Here is a 17,995-nt window from a genome sequence, read left to right as displayed (position 1 = left end):
AAAGGATATTTATGAAAATAGTTTTAGCAAGTGGCAATAAAGGAAAAATTGAAGAGTTTAAAAAACTAATGCCAAATGATGAAGTTGTAGCTTTTAAAGAGTTAATTGGTGATTTTGAAGTTATTGAAGATAAAGATAGTTTTCAAGGAAATGCTATAAAAAAAGCTGTTGAGATTTATGAAAAGATTCTTTTAGAATATCCAGATGATAATATTGTAGTAATTTCAGATGATAGTGGTATTACAGTTCCAGCTATTAATAATGAACCAGGAATTTATTCAGCTAGGTATGCAGGTGAGGGTTCAAGTGATAAAGAAAATAATGCAAAATTAATCTCAAAATTAAAAGAAAGAAATTTATCAAAGACACCAGCTTATTATACAGCTTGTATAGCAATTGTTTATAAAAATGAAACTTATAGTGTACATGGATGGATGCATGGAAATGTTATCGATGAGGAAAAAGGTGAGGGTGGTTTTGGATATGACCCTATGTTTATAGCTAATGGTTTTGATAAAACATTGGGAGAATTAGGTTATGAAGGAAAAAAAGAGTTTTCCCATAGAACAAAGGCATTAAAGTTAGCAAAAAAAGTTTTAGAGGTGATTTTATAAAAGTAGAGAAATCTCTACTTTTATTTTAAAATACATAAACTGCAGCAATCCATCCAAATATGACAAGGGGAATATTATAGTGTAAAAATGTTGGCACAACTGAATCCCAAATATGATCATGTTGTCCATCAACATTAAGTCCTGAAGTTGGTCCTAATGTACTATCTGAAGCTGGACTTCCCGCATCCCCTAATGCAGCAGCAGTTCCTATAATAGTAATTGTAGCCATAACTGAAAAGTCTAATTGTAAACATAATGGTGCGTAAATAGTTGCAATAATTGGAATGGTAGAAAAAGATGAACCAATCCCCATTGTAATAAATAATCCAACAAGAAGCATCAATAAAACTGCCAATGATTTATTATCCCCAATAATATCAACAACTGATGAGACTAAAGTTTCAACAGCTCCTGTTGAGTTTATTACATTTGCAAAACCATTTGCTGCAATCATTATAAATCCAATCATACCCATCATTCTTAATCCCTTTGTAAAAAAATCTTGGGTTTGGTTTGCTTTAATAACACCTGCAACAATGAAAATAATAAAACCAGCTAATGAACCTAAAATAATTGAGTTTGTGTAAACTTGTAAAGCCAAAGCAGTAATTACTGAGATTAAAGCAACAAATATATGAAAAAGATTAATCTCTTTTTTTTCTGACTCAATTTCTAATATTTTGCTAATGTCATAAATTCTTTTCTTTTTATATGTGAAGAAAATAGCAAGCAATAAACCTAAAAGCATACCAAATACAGGTATAGACATAGCTATAGGAAGTTGAGTAGAAACTGCATTTACTCCATTATCAATTAGGTTTTTTAATAAAATTTCATTTAAGAAAATCCCTCCAAATCCAACTGGAAGTAACATATATGTAGCAACTAAACCAAAGGTAATTATACAAGCAATAACTCTTCTATCTAATTGAAGTTTTGCCATTGAGTGAAGTAAAGGTGGAATTAAAATTGGAATAAAAGCAATATGAACAGGCACAAGATTTTGAGAAGAAATTGCAGCAAATAAAATCAATGTTAACATTAAATATTTTATATAAATAAATCCAAAAGATGATGGATTTGCTGATACTTTTTTTATTATCATATTTGATAATAAATCAGTTATACCAGATTTTGAAATAGCAACAGCAAATGTTCCTAACATTGCATAACTTAATGCAATTGTTGCACCATTACCCAATCCACTATTAAAAGCTTTTATAGTTTCACTTAAATCAAGACCTGCACTTAATCCTCCAACTATCGCTCCCACAATTAAAGCGATAACTATATTTACTCTAACTAATGAGAGTAAAACCATTAAACTAACTGCAATTACTACAGAGTTCATATTTTGTCCTTCTTAATAAATTTTATAAAAATTACATAAATATTTTATATAAATTACATTTTTCAAGGTGGAAGTTTACTCAAAAGCTTGTAAAAAAAAACTAAAGCTAGTTTATTTGATTATGAAAATACTCTTATGTACTCTTACATTAAAATCAATTGCCTTTACAGACATCTCAATTTCATACTTATTTTCTGATATTTTTTTTAATAAAGCGATGATATTAAATTTTGTATTTTCGATTTGAATTTTATCTAAGCTTTCAAAATTATCAAGGGTATTGATATATTTTTCTAAAAAAGATAGATGATTTTTTGCTTGAATATATTTGTATTGATTTTGAATATTTAAAGAGTTTATTGATTTTAATTCATATAAATTTATAGAGATTATTGAAAAAATAAATATTAATATGATTGTTGAAAAAAGAGTAAAGGATTTAATCATTTTGCAAGTCCCAAACTAAAGATATCTTATCCTTTAGATTTATTTTAATAGTTGTTGTATTTGTTGTTTTATTTAAAGAAAATGATTTTACCTCTTTTAATAATATACTATTTTCAAAATATAAAATATTGTTTTCAAATTTTAATTTACTTGATATATTTTCTTTGTGTTTTTCTAAAAAAATCTTTGTTGCATTTAAATCAATTTTTAATATTGCTAATTCTTGATTTTTTATTTGTGTTTCTTGAATGTTTTTAGCAAATAATAGTGATGAGATAATTACAATGGTACTTATGAAAACTACAATTATTAATTCCAGTAAAGAAAAAGCTTTTTTCATCTAATTTAACTCATATTTAAAAAGATTTATCTTTTCATTTTTATTTTCAATTTTTTTAACATTTAAGTTTTCTATTTGGGAATCATTTATTAAGATTTTTATATTTTCAGTTGAGTTTGTAAAATTTGATGAATAGGTGTTTGTATTAAATGAATTTTCCAATTCATTTAATTTCATATACTCTTCATCAAAATTGTCATAGTTGGAAACTTTTGAAAATCCAACTATAACAATAGATAAAAGAAATACGCTTACTAAGGTTTCAAATAAAGTAAAGCTATTTTTTTCCAATTTCGCAAGCTTTTTCATATGCTGCTTCAATTGTTTTAATCATAGAATCTCTTACAGCTCCCTCTTCTAATTTAGCATAACCAGCTGCTGTTGTACCACCTGGACTCATAACAGAATCTTTAATCAATGCAGGGTGTGATTTATCTAAAAGTTTTGCAAAACCTTCAAATAAACCTTGAACAAGTTCATTACTTATCTCTCTTTCAAGACCAGCTTTAACTGCACCATCACTTAAACTTTCAGCAATTAAACTTAAAAATGCTGGACCACTTCCTGCAACAGCAGTTGCAATGTCAAGTTGTTTTTCTGTATTTACCCAAACAGCTTTTCCTATATATGAAAACAATTCAATTGCAAGATTCTTAGCTTCTAAGTCACCTGTTATAGTTGTTGTTGAACTAGAAACTGAAGCAGCAACATTTGGCATAGTTCTAACATAATATTTAGATTTGATTTGTTTTTTTAGTGTATCAAGTTGAGTACCAGCTAATATTGAGAATAAAATATTTGCCTCACCCTCAAGACGTGCCGCTACACTTTGAAGTGCATATGGTTTCACACATAAAATTATGTTCTTATTTGTCATATCTTCATTGTCAGATATCTCTTTTATTTCAATATTAGGAATTTTTTCTTTTAACTGTTTTAATTTGTTAAAATCCCTTCCAATAATTTCAACTTCAAAATTATTTATTAAACCCTTTGCAAGAGCTTGTGCCATAAAACCATTTCCAATTAGAGTTAATTTCATTCTTATAAACCTTATTTAATTATTTAGTTTATTATAGCCAATTGATAAAATTAGGTCAAAAAAAGTAAGTAAGTAGCAAGGATTTATTAGATAGAATATTGCTTTTACGATATAAGGATTGTTAAAATGAGATATCTTTTTAAATTTAGAAATTTACTTCTTGTTGCAGGAATAGCGTTTACATTCACTGCTTGTTCACAGAAATCAGAAAAAATTCAAGAATATGGAAAGCCGGCATTATACTGGTATAACAAAATGATTACAGAGATTAGTACTGGGTATTTAGAGGATGCAGATGATACATATACTTCTTTAGAAAGTGAGCATAGAAATTCACCTTTATTGCCAACAGCATTACTTATACTTGCAAATGGACATATGGATGAAGAGGAATATCAATTAGCGAATTTTTATCTTGATGAATATATTAAAAGATATGCTTTAAGTAAAAATATTGATTATGTAAGATATTTAAAAATTAAAGCAAACTTTATGGGATTTGCTTATGATTTAAGGGATCAACAACTAATTGATGACACAATTGCAGATATTGATAATTTTAAAAAGACTTTTCCAAGGTCACCATATATGCCATTGGTAAATACTATGAGTGGAAGATTATTTATGGCAAAAGCATCTTTAGATAAAGAAATTTCTGATTTATATAATAGATTAGGTAAAGAAAAAGCAGCAATTTATTATCTAAAAAAAGCTAAAGATTCTTGGGTTGAACCAAAAGAGATTGAAGAAGTAGATGTTCCATTTTATAGATATCCATTTGAAAGAAATATGTTTTTAGATAGAGTTTATTTTAAATAGAAAAATAGGAGTTAAAATATATGGAATTAGAAAATTATGATTCTTTCCCACAACAAATACCACTAATTATTGAGGATGATGTATTTTTATACCCTTTTATGATCGCACCTTTATTTTTAAGTAATGAAGAAAATATTAAAGCAGTAGAAGATGCAATTGAATTTAATAAACTTGTAATAGTTAGTGTTAGTAAACCAGGATTTGAGGGAAAAAGAGAAGAGGGTAGCTTCTATGATGTAGGAGTTATTGGAAATATTATGAGAAAAGTTAGTTTACCAGATGGTAAAATTAAAGTACTTTTCCAAGGTTTAGCAAAAGGAAAAATTGAAAGTTTTAATACTGAAAGTCCTATTTATGTTCAAGTTGATAAATTACAAGATGAAGAGTATTCAAAGGAAAGTGTAGACTCAATAGTTGATGTATTAAGAGAACAAGTTAAAAAACTATCAAGAATCAACTCAAAATTTCCAGCTGATTTAATTAAAACAATTGAAGAAAATGATGATGCAACTAGAATTGCAGATTTAATTTCATCTGTTTTAAGAGTTAAAAAAGAGGATGCTTATAAACTATTTGCAGAAACTAATATAGAAAAAAGACTTCTTGAAGTAGTTGAAACAATTAAAAAAGAGATTGAAAGCTTTAAAATTCAAAAAGAGATTACTCAAAAAGTAAATTCAAAAATTGAAAAAACTCATAAAGATTATTTTCTAAAAGAACAAATCAAGGCTATTCAAAAAGAGCTTGGTGGGGACAATCAAAAAGAAACTGAGATTAAAGCTTATAAGAAAAGACTTAAAAAAATTAAAAAACATATGCCAATTGATGGTTATAAAGAAACAAAAAAACAAATTGAAAAATTAAGTAGAATGCATCAGGATTCACCTGATAGTGCTTTACTTCAAACATATATTGAAAATGTTTTAGATATACCATTTGGTGAGTTTTCAGATGAAAAAATCACTGTAAAAAGTGTAGAAGAACAATTAAATAAAGACCATTATTCATTAAAAATACCAAAAGAGAGAATCTCTGAATACTTTGCTGTAAAAGAGATGTTAGAGTTAAGAAAGATTGAAAGCTTAAAATCAAAAGGGACTGTTTTATGTTTTGTGGGACCTCCAGGTGTAGGTAAAACTTCATTGGCAAACTCAATTTCTCAAGCTTTAAAAAGACCCCTTGTAAGAGTTGCTCTTGGTGGGATGGAAGATGTAAATGAGTTAAGAGGTCATAGAAGAACTTATGTAGGGGCAATGCCAGGAAGAATAGTAAAGGGTTTAACTGATGCTAAAAAAATGAATCCTGTAATTGTTTTAGATGAAATTGATAAGTTAGGCGCTAATCATAGAGGTGACCCAACTGCAGTTATGCTTGAGGTTTTAGACCCAGAACAAAACCATGAATTTAGGGATTTATATTTAAATTTTGCAATTGATTTATCTCAATGTATCTTTGTTGCAACGGCAAATGATGCTAGAAGAATTCCAGCTGCTTTAAGGGATAGAATGGAGTTTATTGAGATTAGTTCATATACTCCAAATGAGAAATACTATATTGCTAAAGATTATCTAATCCCTCAAGAGTTAGAAAAACATGGTTTAAAAAGAAGTGAAATAACACTTTCAAAAACAACTATAGAAGCTATTATCTCTAAATATACAAGAGAAGCTGGAGTTAGAAATTTAAGACGTGTATTTGCTAAGTTATTTAGAAAAGCAGTAAAAAAACTTCTTAAAAATCCAGAATGTAAAAAAGTTTCAATAAATACAAAAAATCTAAAAGAGTATTTAGATAATCCTATTTTTGAAATAGACCCAGCAGAAAAGAAAAACCAAATTGGTGTAACTAATGGTTTAGCTTGGACAGCAGTTGGTGGAGATGTTCTTAAAACTGAAGCTGTTAAATTAAGAGGTAAGGGTATTTTAAATGTAACAGGAAATCTTGGGGATGTTATGAAAGAATCTTCAAGAATCTCTTATTCTGTTGTTAAACTTTTAATTGATGCAAAGAAACTAAAAATCAAAGATTCAATTATCCCTAAAACAGCAAAAGAGGAAGAAGAAAAAATTAAAGTAGACCCTAGTGAGGTTTATAAAAGATATGATATCCACTTACATATTCCAGAGGGTGCAACTCCAAAGGATGGACCAAGTGCTGGTATAACTATGGCTGTTACAATAGCTTCAATTTTAAGTGAAAAAGAGGTTAGGTCAGATGTTGCTATGACAGGAGAGTTAACTTTAACTGGAAAAGTATTACCTATTGGTGGATTAAAAGAGAAGCTAATTGCAGCTTATAAAGCAAAAATGAAACTAGCTTTAATACCTAGAAAAAATTATCAAAGAGATTTAGATGAAATCCCTGATGAGGTTAAAGAGGCTATGGAGATAAAAGCAGTAGATACAATTGAAGATGTATTTAAAGAGACTTTAATTTAAATAAAATGAGACGTGGGGCAAGAGATAGTCAAGTTATCAATAACTTTTTTTCTTTTGCTACCATTGTTATAATATCTATTGTTTTAATTTTATACAAAACTTTTATACTAAAAGATGAACCTACAAAAATAGAAAAACTTCAATGCCAAAAAGAATCCCACACAACTGTATTTGTTAATAATTTAGAAATATTAGAAAAATCATTCAATGCTTTAACTAAAGGTTATTACAAACTTGATGGGGGTATGATTGAGTCTTCGTTAGAAAATTCTAATTTAAAAAAAAGTATTTCATTGGATGAGATTGATGGTTTTTTTATTGAATCAATTGGTCATAATCCTAAAAAAGATTTAAAAACTTTTTTAAAGATAAATTATGAAATAGTAGAATTTGATAAAAAAGAGAGTGGAAATTTAGATTATGGTGTTCTGATGACCTCATTTAGAATTAATTCAAATGAAGTTTTTAGGGTAAATACAAATATAAAATTTATGTACAGCAATGGTATTAAAAACAGAGTAGACTGTACAATGAAGGTTTTTAAAAATTATGTTGAATATTCAAGAAGATAAATGGACTCTAACTAATATAATCATTGGTATCACTATTGCTTTATATTTAGTCCAAACTAATGTTTTTACTTATGGTCCTCTTTTAATGGGATTAAATATCTATTTTACTGAAGCTGGATTTCTTTGGCAACCTTTAACATCTATGTTTGCCCATGGAGGTTTAGGTCACTTAGCTATGAATATGTTTGTTTTATACCAATTTGGTAATTTGATAGAAAAATACAGAGGAAAAAAAGAATTAGCAATAATCTATTTTGTTGGAGGAGTGCTAACCTCTTTATTAAGTTATTTATATATCTATTATCTTGATCATCAAGTAAATCTTGTGGGAGCTTCTGGAGCTATTTGTGTATTATTAGGATATATTGCATATTTTGATAAGTATCAAAGAAAAGGGATAATAACTTGGATATTAATAATCTCAGTTGCACCACTACTTATTGGACTTCCTATTGCTTGGTATGCACACTTTATAGGTTTAGGTTTAGGGTTTGTATTTGGAATTATTAGAAAAAGAACTTTAATTAACAGGTGATACAAAAAACGAAACAACATACATAACTGCTAAAACAAAAAATATACCTATAAAGATATCTTTGATTTTAACTGTTGGATTTAGAGTACCGCAATATGGACATCTTCTTATTTTAGCTTCAATCTCTCTTTTACAATGTCTACAAGGTTCCAAATTTATTTTATCCTTTATAAAACTTTATTGAGTAAAACTATATCATAAAAATTGTTTTTATATGATTCAATGGCAAATTTTTATTTTAAAAATAATTAAATTTGATTATTTTGAATCTTAACATAACAAAGAATTTCTAAGCTTTAAAATAATATTAACTATATAGTGAAGTAAATAAATAATATATACACTATTTAAGTTCAATGATTATAGAATATTGCTATCTTAACTAAGGTAAAGCTAAATGAATTTTCAAAATATGCAAATAGTGTCAGTTGATGATAATGAAAATAATCTTTTTTTGATTGAATCTATATGTCAAGATATGAATTTAAATATAAAAAGTTTTTCCCAACCTTTAGACGCACTTCTTTATTCCCTTAAAAATAATGTTGATTTAATTATTACAGATTATATGATGCCAGAGTTAGATGGTTTAGAGTTTATTGAAGAGTTTAGAAAACAAAAGAAAAATATACCAATTATTATGATTACAGCTGCTGGAGATGATGAGAAAATTCATAAAAAAGCTTTTGAATTAGGTGTTAATGATTTCTTAAGTAAACCTATCAATGCAACTTTATTTGAAGCAAGGGTAATAAACTTATTAACAAATCATAAAAATAGAATTTTATTAGAAGATAGAGCAAAACATCTAGAATCTGAAGTTTTAAAAGCTACTGAGGTATTGATAAAAAGGGAACATGAAACATTAAGGATTTTAGGGAAAACAGCAGAATATAAAGACCCTGAAACTGCATCCCATGTAGCTAGAGTGGCACACTATTCAAGAATGCTTGCTAGAGAATATGGCTTAAGTGAAAAGGATCAAGATATTATTTTTTATGCCGCTCCATTTCATGATTTAGGAAAAGTTGGAATAGAAGATAAAATTTTATTAAAACCTGGAAAGTTAGATTTTGATGAATTTGAAACTATGAAAACCCATGCCCAGATAGGTTATGAGATATTAAAAGATTCTCAAAGTGAGTATTTAAAAGCAGGAGCTATTATAGCAATAACACACCATGAGAAGTTTGATGGAAGTGGATACCCAAATAAAATTAGTGGTGAAGCTATACATATTTATGGAAGAATTGTTGCAGTAGTTGATGTTTTTGATGCTTTAACTTCCCATCGACCCTATAAAAAAGCTTGGAGTTTTGAGGATGCATTAAATCTTTTAAGAGAGGAAAAGGGTAAACACTTTGATCCCAAAATAATTGAATTATTTGAAAAAAATATTGATGAAGTGAATGAAATATACAATTCCTTTAAAGAAGAATTATAAAGAAGGATTAAAGTTGAAAAATCTAAGTATAAAAGTAAAATTAATTCTTCTTTTTATTTTTGTGAAAATTATTCCTTTGTTGATTATTGCATATATTGCATATATAGGTGTTTTAAAACTAGATAAATATATTCAAGAAAGCACAAGATATTATTATAATAAAAATAAAGAGATTATTTTAAATACTGCAAATGAGTCTATTGAAGATAGTGTAAAGTTTTTAGATAAAAAATCACAACATTCTTTAGAAAGATTAACCTATGAAACAGCAAATAAGATTGCACAGTTTTTATATGAAAGGGATAATGATATACTTTTCCTTTCACAATTACAGTTAAATAATAAGGTAATAAAAACTTTTTTTGATAGTAAACAAAAAGAGATTTTACTCCATGAAGAGTATGTTTTTAATGATGAAACAAATAACTGGGAATCAACTAATAAGCCTACTAAAGAGATTAGAAATTCAGTTAAAGCAGATTTAAAAGACAATGAAAAAGAGTTTAATTTTAGTGATCCATTAAATTTTATAAAAAAACAGATTCCTTTATATAAAGAGATAAATTATTTTGATTTAAATGGAATGGAAATTTATAAAACTTCATTGATAAATCAAAAACTTTTAGATATTTCAAAAAAAGAAAATACATATATTAATTCAGAAAACTATTTTAATGAAATTTCAAATCTAAAAAAAGGTGAAATTTATGTTTCTGAAGTTATTGGTGAATATGTAAAATCAAATATAATTGGAACATACACAAAGGAAAAAACATCTAAGGCTCATATTTCTTTTGAACCAGAAAAAAGTGCATATGCAGGAAAAGAAAACCCTGTTGGTAAGAGATTTGAAGGTATTGTTAGGTTTGTAACTCCCGTATTTAAAAACAATACTAAAATAGGATATTTATCTTTAGCTTTAGACCATGAACATCTAATGCAATTTACAGATACTTTACATCCTACAGAAGATTACCCTACCCAAAATATCTCTGATGCAAGTGCAGGGAATTATGCTTTTATGTGGGATAATCTTGGCAGAAATATTTCCCATCCAAGGGATTATTTCATCTCTGGATTTAATAAGGAAACAGGAGAAAGAGAAATTCCATGGTTAAGTAATGATTTGGCAACAAAATTTAAAACTTCACAAAAATCTATAAATGAGTTTTTAAAAGATTACCCAACTTTTGAAGAACAGTCATTAAGTAAAAAACCAAATTTATCACAAATAAAAGATGGAACTTTAGGACTAGATTGTCGATATTTAAATTTTGCACCACAATGTCAAGGTTGGATGCAATTAACAAAAAATGGAGGGTATGGCTCTTTTGTTATATATTGGAGTAAGGTTTGGAAACTTACAACAGCTGCAGCAATACCATATTATACAGGGAAATATAAGGATTCAAAAAGAGGTTTTGGATTTGTTACAATTGGGGCAAATGTAGATGAATTTCATGCTGCTGCAAATGAAACAAAAAGAAGTGTAAATAAGATTTTAGATGAACAAACCCAACATATGGAAGAGATTATTAGTGAAAATAAATCTGAAATTAAACACTATATCAATTCACTAGTTAACGAACTTACAATTATAACTTTTCTGATGGTTATTATTGTAATTGCAATTGCTGTGGCAGTTTCAAACTATATAAGTGGAAAAATTAAAAAACTTCTTATTGGTACACAAAAATTCATTAGTAAAAAATTTGATTATAGAATTAAAGTTGATACAAATGATGAAATTGGTAATTTAGAACAATCATTTAATAAAATGGCTGATCAAATAGAAAATTTAATAAATGAACAAAAACTATTAAATGAAAATCTTGAAGAAAAAGTTCAAGAGAAAACAAAAGAATTAGTTAATATTAATGAAAATTTAGAAAATCAAATAACACAAAGAACAGAGCATCTAAAGCAAACACTAAAAAGAGCACAAAAAGCAGATGAGGCTAAATCAACATTTTTAGCTAATATGTCCCATGAGATAAGAACTCCACTTAATGCTATTATTGGTTTTTCTGAGTTATTAAGTCAAAAAGAGGAATTAGAACTTCAATCAAGAAAACAAGCTGAAGTGATACATACAAGTGCTAACTCATTATTATCAATAATAAATGATATTTTAGATATTTCAAAAATAGAAAGTGGTAATTTTGATATTACAATTGAAGAGTCAGATATATATTTTATTAGTGAACATGTAGTTGAACTTTTTTCAAAAAGAGCCATTGAAAAAGATATAAGACTAGTATTAAATCTTGACCACAAAGTTCCACTTTGTTTAATGACTGATGGAGTTAGAATTAGACAGGTTTTATCGAATCTTTTAAGTAATGCAATTAAATTTACCCAAAGTCGTGGTACTGTTGAATTAAATATTTTTGTTGTTGAAACAAAAGATACTAAAACAATAATTAGATTTGAGATTTTAGATAATGGTATTGGGATTCCTGATGATAAGTTAAATAAAATTTTTCAACCTTTTGTTCAAGTTGACCATAAAAGAAGTAGACAATATGAAGGTACAGGTTTAGGTCTAAGTATTTGTAGTCATATTATAAATGCTTTTGGGTCTCAGTTAAATGTAAAAAGTGAAATTGGAAAAGGAACTAAGTTTTGGTTTGATATGGATTTTACAATATGTCCTAATACAATTTTTGATGATAAAGATTATTTAACTAGTTTAAAATATACAATTGAAAAAGAGGATAATGATCTTTATCATTACTCAAAAAGATATTTAGATATTTTTGGAAAACCAACTTCAATTTTAACTAGTGAGAACATTATAATTTATCCATTTAAAAACAAATTAGAATTAGATTTAATAAGAAAAAAATATCCAAAAAACTCAATCTTAATTTTATTGGAATATGAAAAAGATTCAAGACAATTTACTTTAAAAGGTGATGAATTCTTTGTTGCCTTACCTTTCTATCCTTCAAAGATAAATGATGGATTACGAGAACTTTTGAGAAAAAAGAATAAGAATATCCCATCTGAATATACTGAGGTAAAAAATAGTTATGATGCAAAGATTTTAGTTGCTGAAGATAATTTTGCAAATCAAGAATTGATTTCATATATTTTAGAATCTTTAGAGATAGATTTTACAATAAAAGAAAATGGACTTGAAACCCTTGAAGAGTATAAGAAAAATTCTAATTATGATTTGATTTTTATGGATATTAATATGCCTATTATGGATGGAATTAAATCTTTTAAAGAGATTAGAAAATATGAAAAAGAAAAAGATTTAGAACAAACTCCAATTATTGCATTAACTGCAAATGCCATTAAAGGGGATAGAGAAAGATTTTTAGATTTAGGTATGAATGATTATTTAAGTAAACCTATCAATTCAACTGATTTAACAAAGGTATTTGCAAAGTTTTTAAATGATAAACCTTTAAATATATTAGAAGAAGAAACTTTCATTTTAGAAGATAAAGAGTTAGAAAATTTTGGTATAGATTTAGAAAAAATTATTGATAAATTGGGTGTAAATGAAAAAATAGCAAAAATGGTTGTAGATAAGTTTTCAAAAGATATTATCAAAGATTTAGATGAACTTGAAAATTTTATCAAGGAAAATGATAAAGATAATATAAGATTAAAGGCTCATTACATTAAAAACTCATGCTTAAATGTTGCTTTAGTTGAAGTTTGTGATATTTTGCAAGAGATAGAAGTAAAAGACTTTAAAAAGAGTTTAGTAGAAGAAAAATTTGAACAAATAAAAAGATTATTAGGAGTATAAAATTGCAAGATATTTGGATAATGCCAATTTAACTGTGTAAGTTCAAAAATGTTAATTTATTAGATAGGATAAAACCATCAATATATTATAGGGATATTGTCATTCCTTTTTATCTCAAAATGATTTATCATTATGAGTTAAATTAAAGAATTAGGATTTAAAGCTAACTCTTTTATAGTAGTTTTAGAAAAAGTATGACTTATTGAATTTTTTGATTCCATCCAAGTTTCATGCATAGCACATTTGTTTTTTTCACTGCATAAACCAAGACCTAATATACATTTATCATCATCTAAATCATTCATAATTATCAAAATGTCTTTTATTGATATTTCACCACTGTCTTTTTTTAGTGTAATACCCCCATTTTTACCTTTTTTTGAAATTATAAGTTCATTATTAGACAATAGTGTAATTATTTTAGTCATATATTTATAAGATATATTTAAAGTTTCAGATATTTCTTTTGTGTGAAATAATTCATTTTGATTTTTTGCCATAAATATCAAAATTCTAAGTGCATATTCAGTTGTAGTATTTAGTTTCACAATCAGCTCTTTTTTATTTATATTTTAGTTAATAATTAGTTAAACTACAATGTTTTTTATAATCAATATTTCTTTTCTATATCTAAAACAAGGAATAGCATTATTTTTACTGACTTTTATCAAACTCTTTTTTTGTAAAATGTAATGATATCAGTTTTTCTAAAACTTCCAAAACATCATCTTCATCACTTAAAGATTCTACTAAAGAGTGAATACAAGCATTATATGGATTAAACCCTTTGACAATAAGTTTTGCAGCGTAAACAAGTAATCTTGTTGATACAGCTTCTTGAATGTCTGTATCACTTAATTGTCTAATCTCATGTGCAATATCTACTAACTTTTGTGCAATATTTTCATCAGCACCACTTTCTTTGATAATTATCTTTTTTTCCACTTCTTTTTCTGGATAAGTAAAACTAAGGGAGATAAACCTTTGTTTTGTACTTGGTTTCATACCTTTTAAAACATTTTGATATCCAGGATTATATGAAACAACTAACATAAAATCTGGATGTGCTTCAATTACTTCTCCTGTTCTATCTATTGGTAAAACTCTTCTATAATCAGCTAAAGAGTGTAAAATTACAGTTGTATCTTTTCTAGCTTCTATAATTTCATCTAAATAGCAAATTCCTCCATCTCTAACTGCTTTTGTAAGTGGTCCATCTTGCCAATATGTTCCATTTTCGTCTATTAGATGTCGTCCTATTAAATCAGCAGCACTTAAATCATCATGGCAAACCACTGTATAAACTTCTCTATTTAGTTTTTCACCCATATGTTCAATAAATCTAGTTTTTCCACATCCTGTAGGACCTTTTATAAGAATAGGTAAATTCATAGAAGCTGCAGCTTCAAAAAGTTCAACTTCATTTGTTTGGGATAAATAGTATGTATTTGACATTATTAATTTCCTTTTTTATTTTGTTAAATTTATATATACTTCAGGCATAATTTTTGGTAGTTTTTTGCTGTCTCTTACAACAGCATAGCCATTTTTACCAAATAAATATGAGAGATAATCTTTTGCTTCAATATCAATTGTTATGCAAAAAGGAGTAATACCTTTTTGTTTTACTTCTTCAATAGCTTTTTTTGTATCTTCAATGCCATATCTTCCATCATATCTATCTATATCATTTGGTTTTCCATCACTTATGATTAATAAGAGTTTATTTTGATTTTGTTGCTTATTTAAAATCTTAGTTGATTCTCTAATCGCTGCACCTAATCTTGTGTAATAACCAGGTTTTATTGCTTCAATTCTTCCTCTAATTAAGTTTGAATATTTCTCTTTAAAGTTTTTAATAATATGAAATTTTACATTTGTGTTTTTATTTGATGAAAAAGCATATATTGCAAACTTATCTTCAAGTTTTTCTAAAGCTTGTGAAAAAACCATAAGACCATCTTTTATCATATCAATTACCCGTATCTCTTGTGTAATTCCAGCTTCTGTTGATAATGAGATATCGGCTAAAATAAGAGTTGCCATATCTCTGGTTTTTTTTTCAAAATTCTCATAAAATTTTTGATGATGTAAAGATTTATTTTGGTGTCCTTTATAATCTATCCATGTATCAATACAAATCTCATCCCCATAAGGCAAATGGTTATTTTTAAATCTATTGATTTCTAGTAAATCAAGTTCTGACTGTATTTTTTTAACAGTTTTTTGAAGTCTTTTTGGTAAAGGTATCTCTTCTGTATTCACTGAAATAATTGGTTTTATACGTACATAGTTTTTCAAATAAGTTTTTTTTGTATAATCCCATTCATCAAGAAAATGACCACGTCCAATAGGGTACTCTTCATTTATACTAGCTTTAATATCCAAATCCATTTTTAATCTAGAATTTAAATTCGCTTTTTTCTGTCCTAAAGTAATCTCATCTAAATCTTGGGCATTATATAAAGCATCTTCATCAAAACTATCATCTTCTGCTCTATCAACATTTACTTGTTCTAAAATACTCATCATTCCTTCAGGAATAAAAGCCATAAAACCATCTGTCTTTTTTTTATCATCAATTTGTTTAGCTTTTTTCTTCATTTTTAAAGATTCAGTTTTTTCATCTTTTCTTTGTGATTGACTCTCTTCCTCGTAAGAATTTCTTAATTTAGAATTTTTATTCAAAGATGGATAAATCCACATTATAAATGGATAATTATCATCAAATTCTATATTCTTTTCATCAATATATACAAGTTCTGGTATTTTTGAGATAAGATACTTTTTTGCTTTGATATAAAATGTATTAAAACCAGTATATTTATCACAAAGATACTTTGATACTTTTTGATTTTCATCTATCATATTTGAACTATCTACATTTATATTTGTAGCCATTGCAACTAACCAAAAATAAAGCATTATATTCTCTTCTTTTGTTGGTAAAATATCAAGTTTTGGAGGGAAATAAATTGCATCTTCATCTTGCCAAGTTAAAAAAAATGATTTTCCATAACCAGATATTTTTTGTAAAAATGTTATTGACTTTTTTATATCTCTTTTATCAGTTATTTTTAACTCTTTACCTTTATCACCTCCTAAAAGGTGATAAAAGATTTTTAATTGTTTAGAAAGAGTTTGGAATTCAACTTGGGCTTGTTTATTTGAAATAGTAGTTTTTTTACGTAAAAACCTATCCCAAGCTTTTCCTGCATCTTCTTCCCATTCAAGCATTTTAAGCCTTAGCAGTGTTTGTTTTTACAAAAAAACTATAAAGATACATTAAAAGACCAACAATAGTTAAAACACCAAAGAATAGTCTAACTCCATAAACAGGGATAATTTGTTCTTGAGCATCCATAAAACTTGAAGGAGCAAGACCAATTCTTTGATAAATTATTTGCATAACACCAGCAATTGTAAGTGCAGCTGTAATTCCTAGCATACCAATATTCATAATCCAAAAACTACTTAACTCAACTTTTTGTGATTTTGGACAATTCCCACCATTTCTACCTCTTAAAATTGGCATTGCATAAGAAACAATTGTAAATATAATCATAATATAAGCGCCATAAAATGCTAAATGTCCATGGGCTGCTGTTAATTGTGTTCCATGAGTATAATAGTTAACTGGTGCTAAAGTATGTAAGAATCCCCAAACACCTGCACCTAAAAATGCCATAACTGCTGTACCTTTTGCCCATGTTAAAGCAATCTTATTTTCATGTTGGATCCTTCTTTGTTTTGTCATAGCAAAGGCAAATAAAATCATCATAAAAAATGGTAAAGGTTCTATAGCTGAAGCAATAGATCCAAGCCATAACCAATATTCAGGTGTTCCAATATAAAAGTAATGGTGTCCAGTTCCTACAAGTCCAGAGATTAAAGTCATAGCAATAATTAAATATAACCATTTATCAATATGCTCTCTATCTACACCTGTTACTTTAATAAGTACAAATGCCAAGATTGCACCCATGATTAATTCCCAAACACCTTCAACCCATAAATGCACTACATACCACCAAAAAAACTTATCAAGTACTAGATTTTCAGGTAAATAAAATGCAAATAAGAAAAATACCGCAAGACCAACAAGTCCTGTTAATAATACAACTGTAACTGTTGTTTTTCGCCCTTTTAGAACGGTCATCCCAATATTTAAAATAAATGCTAAAGCTACAATAACAATTCCGATTTTTGTAATAGTTGGTTGTTCTAAAAACTCTCTACCCATTGTCGGCAATAAATCATTTTGAGTAAGTTTTGCTAATTCTGCATAAGGAACTAAAAGATAACCTAAGATTGTAGCAACACCTGCTGCCGCAAATATCCAAAATGTGATAATTGCTAATTTAGGACTCCATAACTCTCTTTCAGATTCTTCTGGAACTAAATAATATGTTGCTCCCATAAATCCAAATAAAATCAGTACAATTAATAAATTTGTATGAACCATTCTTGCAACATTAAATGGAATATGTGGGAATAAAAAATCACCAAAAATATATTGAGTACCTAAAATTAAACCAAATAGCATCTCACCTGCTAAAAGTAATAATGCAAAAATAAAATATGGTTTTGCTACCATTTGCGATGTATATTTCATAATTCTCTC

The 17,995-nt window shown here is 27.2% G+C and carries 17 protein-coding genes; 7 read left to right on the top strand and 10 right to left on the bottom strand.

Annotation, left to right across the window (positions count from 1 at the left end):
* Positions 1–11: 11 nt before the first annotated feature.
* Positions 12–614, top strand: coding sequence for a non-canonical purine NTP pyrophosphatase (locus FDK22_RS02415; RefSeq protein ID WP_138151294.1), 603 nt, complete (start codon positions 12–14; stop codon positions 612–614).
* Between the two features lie 25 nt (positions 615–639).
* Here the strand turns inward: FDK22_RS02415 and FDK22_RS02410 are convergent, their stop codons facing one another.
* From FDK22_RS02410 to FDK22_RS02390, 5 genes are all read right to left on the bottom strand, one after another.
* On the bottom strand, positions 640–1,965 hold the full coding sequence (locus tag FDK22_RS02410) for a Na+/H+ antiporter family protein (RefSeq protein ID WP_138151293.1): 1,326 nt from the start codon (positions 1,963–1,965) through the stop codon (positions 640–642).
* Between the two features lie 111 nt (positions 1,966–2,076).
* Positions 2,077–2,412, bottom strand: coding sequence for a hypothetical protein (locus tag FDK22_RS02405; RefSeq protein ID WP_138151292.1), 336 nt, complete (start codon positions 2,410–2,412; stop codon positions 2,077–2,079).
* A complete protein-coding gene (locus tag FDK22_RS02400) occupies positions 2,405–2,752 on the bottom strand; it encodes a type II secretion system protein (protein WP_138151291.1) in 348 nt (115 codons plus the stop codon). Before FDK22_RS02400 ends, FDK22_RS02405 begins: the two co-directional genes overlap by 8 nt.
* Positions 2,753–3,043, bottom strand: a complete 291-nt coding sequence (locus FDK22_RS02395; RefSeq protein ID WP_138151290.1) for a type IV pilus modification PilV family protein — start codon at positions 3,041–3,043, stop codon at positions 2,753–2,755.
* Complete coding sequence (locus tag FDK22_RS02390) at positions 3,030–3,794, bottom strand: pyrroline-5-carboxylate reductase (RefSeq protein ID WP_138151289.1); 765 nt, start codon at positions 3,792–3,794, stop codon at positions 3,030–3,032. Before FDK22_RS02390 ends, FDK22_RS02395 begins: the two co-directional genes overlap by 14 nt.
* Positions 3,795–3,920: 126 nt before the next feature.
* On the opposite strand from FDK22_RS02390, the gene FDK22_RS02385 reads away from it, so the two are divergent.
* The 4 genes from FDK22_RS02385 to FDK22_RS02370 are packed head-to-tail and all read left to right on the top strand — an operon-like array spanning position 3,921 to position 8,158.
* Complete coding sequence (locus FDK22_RS02385) at positions 3,921–4,613, top strand: outer membrane protein assembly factor BamD (protein ID WP_138151288.1); 693 nt, start codon at positions 3,921–3,923, stop codon at positions 4,611–4,613.
* Between the two features lie 20 nt (positions 4,614–4,633).
* The gene (gene lon / locus FDK22_RS02380) at positions 4,634–7,051 is read left to right on the top strand and encodes an endopeptidase La (RefSeq protein WP_138151287.1); all 2,418 of its coding nucleotides are present in this window, start codon (positions 4,634–4,636) and stop codon (positions 7,049–7,051) included.
* Between the two features lie 5 nt (positions 7,052–7,056).
* Complete coding sequence (locus tag FDK22_RS02375) at positions 7,057–7,623, top strand: hypothetical protein (RefSeq protein ID WP_138151286.1); 567 nt, start codon at positions 7,057–7,059, stop codon at positions 7,621–7,623.
* Entirely contained in the window at positions 7,601–8,158 is a 558-nt protein-coding gene (locus FDK22_RS02370; protein ID WP_138151285.1) for a rhomboid family intramembrane serine protease, read from the top strand. The genes FDK22_RS02375 and FDK22_RS02370 overlap by 23 nt, the downstream gene beginning before the upstream one ends.
* On the opposite strand, the gene FDK22_RS15645 is transcribed toward FDK22_RS02370, so the two are convergent.
* Positions 8,144–8,311 carry a hypothetical protein gene (locus FDK22_RS15645; RefSeq protein ID WP_171012895.1) on the bottom strand — a complete coding sequence of 56 codons (168 nt, stop codon included), beginning with the start codon at positions 8,309–8,311 and terminating at the stop codon, positions 8,144–8,146. The two genes, FDK22_RS02370 and FDK22_RS15645, sit on opposite strands and share 15 nt — an antisense overlap.
* A gap of 244 nt (positions 8,312–8,555) precedes the next feature.
* On the opposite strand from FDK22_RS15645, the gene FDK22_RS02365 reads away from it, so the two are divergent.
* Complete coding sequence (locus tag FDK22_RS02365) at positions 8,556–9,602, top strand: HD domain-containing phosphohydrolase (protein WP_138151284.1); 1,047 nt, start codon at positions 8,556–8,558, stop codon at positions 9,600–9,602.
* 13 nt (positions 9,603–9,615) lie between these two features.
* Positions 9,616–13,371, top strand: coding sequence for an ATP-binding protein (locus FDK22_RS02360; RefSeq protein WP_138151283.1), 3,756 nt, complete (start codon positions 9,616–9,618; stop codon positions 13,369–13,371).
* 137 nt (positions 13,372–13,508) lie between these two features.
* Here FDK22_RS02360 and FDK22_RS02355 read toward each other — a convergent pair whose 3' ends face one another.
* The 4 genes from FDK22_RS02355 to FDK22_RS02340 all read right to left on the bottom strand — a co-directional run bounded on the left by FDK22_RS02355 (position 13,509) and on the right by FDK22_RS02340 (position 17,986).
* The gene (locus tag FDK22_RS02355; protein ID WP_138151282.1) at positions 13,509–13,919 is read right to left on the bottom strand and encodes an RrF2 family transcriptional regulator; all 411 of its coding nucleotides are present in this window, start codon (positions 13,917–13,919) and stop codon (positions 13,509–13,511) included.
* 106 nt (positions 13,920–14,025) lie between these two features.
* Positions 14,026–14,826, bottom strand: coding sequence for a CbbQ/NirQ/NorQ/GpvN family protein (locus tag FDK22_RS02350; protein WP_138151281.1), 801 nt, complete (start codon positions 14,824–14,826; stop codon positions 14,026–14,028).
* 15 nt (positions 14,827–14,841) lie between these two features.
* A complete protein-coding gene (locus FDK22_RS02345) occupies positions 14,842–16,608 on the bottom strand; it encodes a nitric oxide reductase activation protein NorD (RefSeq protein WP_138151280.1) in 1,767 nt (588 codons plus the stop codon).
* Between the two features lies 1 nt (position 16,609).
* Positions 16,610–17,986, bottom strand: coding sequence for a cbb3-type cytochrome c oxidase subunit I (locus tag FDK22_RS02340; protein ID WP_138151279.1), 1,377 nt, complete (start codon positions 17,984–17,986; stop codon positions 16,610–16,612).
* Positions 17,987–17,995 lie beyond the last annotated feature (9 nt).

Origin of the sequence: Arcobacter arenosus, assembly GCF_005771535.1 — a bacterium.
Lineage (GTDB): Bacteria > Campylobacterota > Campylobacteria > Campylobacterales > Arcobacteraceae > Halarcobacter > Halarcobacter arenosus.
This window is presented reverse-complemented; position numbering and strand designations above follow the sequence as displayed.

Excerpts from the sequence above, each read along its gene's own strand:
- FDK22_RS02415 (WP_138151294.1), top strand. The coding sequence starts at position 12 with ATGAAAATAGTTTTAGCAAGTGGCAATAAAGGAAAAATTGAAGAGTTT.
- FDK22_RS02410 (WP_138151293.1), bottom strand. The coding sequence starts at position 1,965 with ATGAACTCTGTAGTAATTGCAGTTAGTTTAATGGTTTTACTCTCATTA.
- FDK22_RS02405 (WP_138151292.1), bottom strand. The coding sequence starts at position 2,412 with ATGATTAAATCCTTTACTCTTTTTTCAACAATCATATTAATATTTATT.
- FDK22_RS02400 (WP_138151291.1), bottom strand. The coding sequence starts at position 2,752 with ATGAAAAAAGCTTTTTCTTTACTGGAATTAATAATTGTAGTTTTCATA.
- FDK22_RS02390 (WP_138151289.1), bottom strand. The coding sequence starts at position 3,794 with ATGAAATTAACTCTAATTGGAAATGGTTTTATGGCACAAGCTCTTGCA.
- FDK22_RS02385 (WP_138151288.1), top strand. The coding sequence starts at position 3,921 with ATGAGATATCTTTTTAAATTTAGAAATTTACTTCTTGTTGCAGGAATA.
- lon (WP_138151287.1), top strand. The coding sequence starts at position 4,634 with ATGGAATTAGAAAATTATGATTCTTTCCCACAACAAATACCACTAATT.
- FDK22_RS02375 (WP_138151286.1), top strand. The coding sequence starts at position 7,057 with ATGAGACGTGGGGCAAGAGATAGTCAAGTTATCAATAACTTTTTTTCT.
- FDK22_RS02370 (WP_138151285.1), top strand. The coding sequence starts at position 7,601 with ATGTTGAATATTCAAGAAGATAAATGGACTCTAACTAATATAATCATT.
- FDK22_RS02365 (WP_138151284.1), top strand. The coding sequence starts at position 8,556 with ATGAATTTTCAAAATATGCAAATAGTGTCAGTTGATGATAATGAAAAT.
- FDK22_RS02350 (WP_138151281.1), bottom strand. The coding sequence starts at position 14,826 with ATGTCAAATACATACTATTTATCCCAAACAAATGAAGTTGAACTTTTT.
- FDK22_RS02345 (WP_138151280.1), bottom strand. The coding sequence starts at position 16,608 with ATGCTTGAATGGGAAGAAGATGCAGGAAAAGCTTGGGATAGGTTTTTA.
- FDK22_RS02340 (WP_138151279.1), bottom strand. The coding sequence starts at position 17,986 with ATGAAATATACATCGCAAATGGTAGCAAAACCATATTTTATTTTTGCA.